We start from the raw sequence: 5014 nt of genomic DNA, 5'->3' as shown, positions 1-5014 counted from the left end.
TAAATAATCCATTCCTGCCGGAGCTAAAACATATTGATGTAGCAGATATGTTACCAAAGTAGCGATTGTCATTACAAATAACACTGCCCCTGACATCCCTACCGAGGTGGATACTTTATTGGAAACTCCCAAAAACGGACATATTCCCAGAAATTGTGATAATACAATATTATTTACAAAGACAGCTGCTATTAAGATGATGATATATTCCATTGTTATGATATTTTAATTGAAACTTTATTGAATATCACTGCCAGGTAAGCTAAAGCAATAAAAGCCCCGGGCGGTAGTATAAATAATATAAAAGTATTTGCATTTTCAGAAACAAATTTCATTTCAAATAAACTTCCATTACCTAATATTTCACGGGTAGCACCAAGAAGAGTTAATGCCAATACAAAACCAATTCCCATTCCTAATGCATCAATTATCGAAGACAATAAATTATTCTTTGAAGCAAAGGCTTCTGCTCTTCCCAGTATCAGACAATTCACAACAATTAAGGGGATAAAAATTCCCAGTTGCTCGTATAAAAACGGGATAAATGCTTCTAAAACCATTTCTACAATGGTTACGAATGATGCGATAATTATGATAAATGCCGGAATTCTGACTTTATCAGGTATTTGTGATTTAATGAGTGAAACTACAATATTAGACATCAGTAAAACAAATAGTGTAGCTACCCCCATCCCTAGTCCGTTGAATGCCGAGGAGGTTACTCCTAAAGTTGGGCACATACCCAGGAGCATAACGAAAACGGGATTTTCCTTAATAACTCCTTTTAAGAAATTTTGTTTTTGATCTATTGAGTTTGACATAGTTCTTAATTTTCTTTAAGTGAATCTTTATTCTTTTCGTAAACATCAAAAGCCATTTGAACAGATTCGCTAAATGCCCTTGAAGTTATCGTAGCGCCCGTTAAAGCATCGATTTCACCTCCATCTTTAGTGACTTGTAAATTATTTTTAGAAGGATCTTTATTTCTAAACTGTTTCAAAAATTTTTCATCTTTCATTTTTGTACCTAAACCGGGAGTTTCCTTTTGTTCGAGTACAACTATATTTTTGATAGTGCCTTCGGGTAAAAAACCAACCATGATCTTGATCAAACCACTAAATCCTTTTTCACTCGAGCCTGTAACAGCGATACCAACTAATTCATTATTGTTATAAGCAGGATAAATCTCAACACTATCTTTTGCTTTTATTGCTTTTACGAGCTTTACATCATGAACAGGGTTATTATTAAAATCCGGTAATACAAGTTTTATTGCATTTACTTTTCGTTTCAATTTTGCTTTGGCTTTAGGTCCTTTTGTCAGGTCGTTTATAAATCCCAGTGAAAAACCTGCAACTATTGTTATGATCAGAAGAGATATTAGCATATTCATAAAAGAAGATTCCTTTTTACCCATAACTATACTATTTTAGATTTAATTCTTGATCCAAAGCGACGAGGTTTGAAAAATTTATTAATTAGTGGTACAAATGCATTCATTATTAAAATAGCAAATGAAACACCTTCGGGATAAGCGCCAAACTTTCTTATGACTACTGTTAATATTCCTATGCTAATGGCAAAGATCACCATACCTTTTTTTGTCATCGGGCTTGTAACCAGATCGGTAGCCATAAAGAAAGCACCTAAAATTGCACCTCCTGAAAGTAGATGAATCAACGGATTTGCATTTTTTTCGGGATTTAGAAGCCAGAAAATAGCTGTCATGACAGCTATTGTAACAAGCATTGTAACAGGGATATGCCAGGTGATAACTTTTCTAATTATCAAAAACAAACCTCCTAAAATCAAAGCTATCGCCGACATTTCTCCTAGCGAACCCCCTGTTATCCCTAAAAAGAGGTCTATACTTGACGGAATTTTAGAGCCGATCTCAGTCATAGTTTCTCCATACATTAATCCTTCTTTAATAATCCCTAAAGGTGTTGCTCCGGTAACAGCATCAGCAATAGTTGTATTGTTTTCAACTGCAGTTGGCCACATAGTCATCTGTACAGGAAAAGAGATCAATAAAAATACTCTTCCAACCAATGCAGGATTAAATACATTGAACCCCAGTCCGCCAAATGAAAACTTTGCAACAGCAATTGCCACCAGGCTACCTACAATGATCATCCAAACAGGTAAGTTGGAAGGTAGATTAAAAGCCAGTAAAATTCCGGTTATTAATGCAGAACCATCGCTAATGGTTGTAGTAGTTTTTAATAAATATTTTTGAATTAAAAACTCAAACAGTAAACAAGAAATTACTGCTACTGAAGTAACTATCAATGCGCCTATTCCGAATACATATAATGATACCAAAAATGCCGGAATTAATGCAATAACCACATCATACATTAACTTTTTTGAAGTTCTGTCTGAATGTACATGTGGTGAAGCTGATATGATAATTGGTTGATTACTCATTTTTAATTTTTGTTTGTTTCAAGTTTCTTTATAATACTTTTTCCAAATCGGATATAATCTAATAATGGTCGATGCGATGGACAAACATAACTGCATGAGCCACATTCAATACAAGTCTTGATATCTTCACTAACAGCTTTTTCATACATTCTTTTTTCTGTTAAATTCATCAGTAAATGTGGTTCTAATCCCATAGGGCAAACAAAAACACATTCGCCACAGCGAATGCAATTTTTAGATTTTTTTCTTTCTGCTTCTTCTTCAGAAATTACCAAAATACCTGAGGTGCCTTTTGTGATCGGAACATCCGTGTTTTTGATGGCTTTACCCATCATAGGTCCCCCATTTACAATTTTACGAGTGTCTTCGGGTAAACCGCCAACTTCATCTATCAGATCTTTAACAGGTGTTCCAATTTTCACCCAAAAATTGGAGGGATCTTTTAAACTTTTCCCGGTAACGGTAACAACACGTTCTGTTAATGGCTTATTGTATTGAATCGCCTCATAAATTGCATAAATAGTACCGACATTTTGTACAATAACACCCACATCCAAAGGCAAGCCGTTTTTTGGGACTTCTCTTTTAAGCAGAGATTTAATCAATTGTTTTTCACTTCCTTGCGGGTATTTTACTCTTAATGCTGCTATTTCTATTCCTCTTTCATTTCTGGTTAATTTTTTGAAATTTTTAATAGCATTTTTTTTGTTGTTTTCAATTCCGATAATGGCACTTTCAATATGAGTGGCATACATTAAAATTTTAATCCCTATAAGGATTTCTTCTGCCTTTTCAAGCATTAATCTATGATCTGCTGTTAAGTATGGTTCACATTCAACTCCGTTAATAATTAAGTGATCAATTTTATTATCTTCCTTAATGTTTAGCTTAACATGCGAAGGAAATGTTGCTCCGCCTAAACCGACAATACCATGATCATTGATACGTTTTAGAATCTCTTTTGGTGATAATTCAATTTCTTTTTTTAGAGGTAAATCATTTTCTTCAAAATTGGAAGGATCTTTTACATCGGTTCTTATTACAATACATTGTCTTTTATAACCGCTGCTATCAACGATCTTATCTAATTTGGTTACTGTTCCTGCTACGGGAGAATGAATATTAGTAGAGACAAATCCACTACTTTTAGCAATTATATCACCAATTTTCACTTTAACTTTTCTCTCTACAACTATTTCAGAAGGAACACCAATATGCTGTGAAATTGGCACATAAACTGATTTAGGTAAAGCTAATTTTTTAATTGCTTTCGCTGATGTAATTTTATTTTCATCAGGATGAATTCCACCTTTTGGAAATGTTTTTTGCATCTGTTTTATTTTTTTCCTGATTCTATATTTACTGTTGTTTCTTTTGGTTTATTGGTAACCTTCTTCTTTTTCGGAGGAAAATTTGTTTCAACGATTGAATTAGTAGGGCATACATCAACACATTTTCTGCAAAGCGTGCATAAATAAGGATCGATATAAGCCAAATTGTTATCCATGGTTATTGCATCTTTAGGGCAAATATCAAAACATTTTGAGCATCCAATACAAGCAACAGAACATGCTTTTTTTGCTATTCCACCTTTATCTTCATTCATACAGCCCACATAGATTTTCAGGTCTCGTTTATTTTTAGGACGCATTTCAATAATATTCTTCGGGCATGCTTCAACACAGGCACCACACGAAGTACAATTATCCGTAATTATTACCGGTAATCCTGTATCCTTATCCATATACATGGCTTCAAACAAACATGCTTCAACACAATCACCTTTACCTAAACATCCATATTGGCAATCGGTTTCGCCGCTAAAAACCAATGCAGAAATAGCACAGGATTCCGGGCCTTGAAACTGAGTGGTTTTTGGACGCATATCACAACTGCCCTGACAAAGAAGAACAGCTACTGTAGGATCTTTTTTAGTAACTTCTTTACCAAGTAAATCGGCTATAGATTTCATTACATCGTTTCCACCGACGGGACAAAACAGGTTGGAAATATCTTCGGTATTTACTAATTTTTCAGCAAAAGCCTTGCAGCCTGGCGAACCACATCCTGCACAGTTTGCTGCCGGTAACAGCTCATCTACTTCAGCAATCAAAGGATTTTCATAAACATAAAATTTCTTTGAAACCACATATAAAACTATAGCTGCAATGCCCCCTAAAGAAGCCAATAAAAAAATACTATATATAACGGAATCTGTCATGGTTACTAATGTTTTAATATTGAAATTTTAAATGCTTTTTTAAATGAATCTTTTGATATATAAAGCATTAAATAATAGGGTATTAAAATCAATATTGATAATAAACCGACAATCCATTCTTTAAAAAAGGCAGAACCAATTATTAAAACAATAAGCATTAAAATAAAAGGAAAAAAATAGGCCCAGAAAACGGCTTTTAAGCCTAGTTCCTTTTGTAAGGTAATATTGACGGGTTCATTAATTGAAAAAGATTGATTGGTAGTAAAAACTTCAATTTCTTTTGAATTTGATCCGGAAATTCCACAGGCAGATTTTGCATTACAAGATGCACAATTAATATTATCCTTTAACGAAACAGTTACG

7 protein-coding genes are annotated in these 5014 nt (G+C 33.9%); all 7 read right to left on the bottom strand.

Annotation, left to right across the window (positions count from 1 at the left end):
• On the bottom strand, positions 1-213 hold a 213-nt coding region (locus tag ABFR62_12875; protein MEN8139317.1), incomplete at its 3' end, for an Rnf-Nqr domain containing protein.
• A gap of 2 nt (positions 214-215) precedes the next feature.
• Positions 216-821: an electron transport complex subunit E gene (locus tag ABFR62_12870; protein MEN8139316.1), complete on the bottom strand. Its 606-nt coding sequence runs from the start codon at positions 819-821 to the stop codon at positions 216-218.
• 5 nt (positions 822-826) lie between these two features.
• Positions 827-1417 (bottom strand): RnfABCDGE type electron transport complex subunit G, encoded by a 591-nt coding sequence (locus ABFR62_12865; GenBank protein MEN8139315.1) that lies wholly within the window; start codon positions 1415-1417, stop codon positions 827-829.
• Positions 1418-1419: 2 nt separating this feature from the next.
• On the bottom strand, positions 1420-2430 hold the full coding sequence (locus ABFR62_12860) for an RnfABCDGE type electron transport complex subunit D (GenBank protein ID MEN8139314.1): 1011 nt from the start codon (positions 2428-2430) through the stop codon (positions 1420-1422).
• A gap of 2 nt (positions 2431-2432) precedes the next feature.
• Entirely contained in the window at positions 2433-3761 is a 1329-nt protein-coding gene (rsxC, locus tag ABFR62_12855; GenBank protein MEN8139313.1) for an electron transport complex subunit RsxC, read from the bottom strand.
• A 5-nt stretch (positions 3762-3766) separates the two neighbouring features.
• Positions 3767-4651: a Fe-S cluster domain-containing protein gene (locus ABFR62_12850; GenBank protein MEN8139312.1), complete on the bottom strand. Its 885-nt coding sequence runs from the start codon at positions 4649-4651 to the stop codon at positions 3767-3769.
• Between the two features lie 5 nt (positions 4652-4656).
• A partial coding sequence (locus ABFR62_12845; GenBank protein ID MEN8139311.1) for a SoxR reducing system RseC family protein occupies positions 4657-5014 on the bottom strand: 358 nt, incomplete at its 5' end.

This window comes from Bacteroidota bacterium (assembly GCA_039714315.1).
Classification (GTDB): domain Bacteria; phylum Bacteroidota; class Bacteroidia; order Flavobacteriales; family JADGDT01; genus JADGDT01.
This window is presented reverse-complemented; position numbering and strand designations above follow the sequence as displayed.

Bases quoted from the DNA above. Each gene is read 5' to 3' on its own strand.
- ABFR62_12870 (MEN8139316.1), bottom strand. From the start codon at position 821: ATGTCAAACTCAATAGATCAAAAACAAAATTTCTTAAAAGGAGTTATT.
- rsxC (MEN8139313.1), bottom strand. From the start codon at position 3,761: ATGCAAAAAACATTTCCAAAAGGTGGAATTCATCCTGATGAAAATAAA.
- ABFR62_12865 (MEN8139315.1), bottom strand. From the start codon at position 1,417: ATGGGTAAAAAGGAATCTTCTTTTATGAATATGCTAATATCTCTTCTG.
- ABFR62_12860 (MEN8139314.1), bottom strand. From the start codon at position 2,430: ATGAGTAATCAACCAATTATCATATCAGCTTCACCACATGTACATTCA.
- ABFR62_12850 (MEN8139312.1), bottom strand. From the start codon at position 4,651: ATGACAGATTCCGTTATATATAGTATTTTTTTATTGGCTTCTTTAGGG.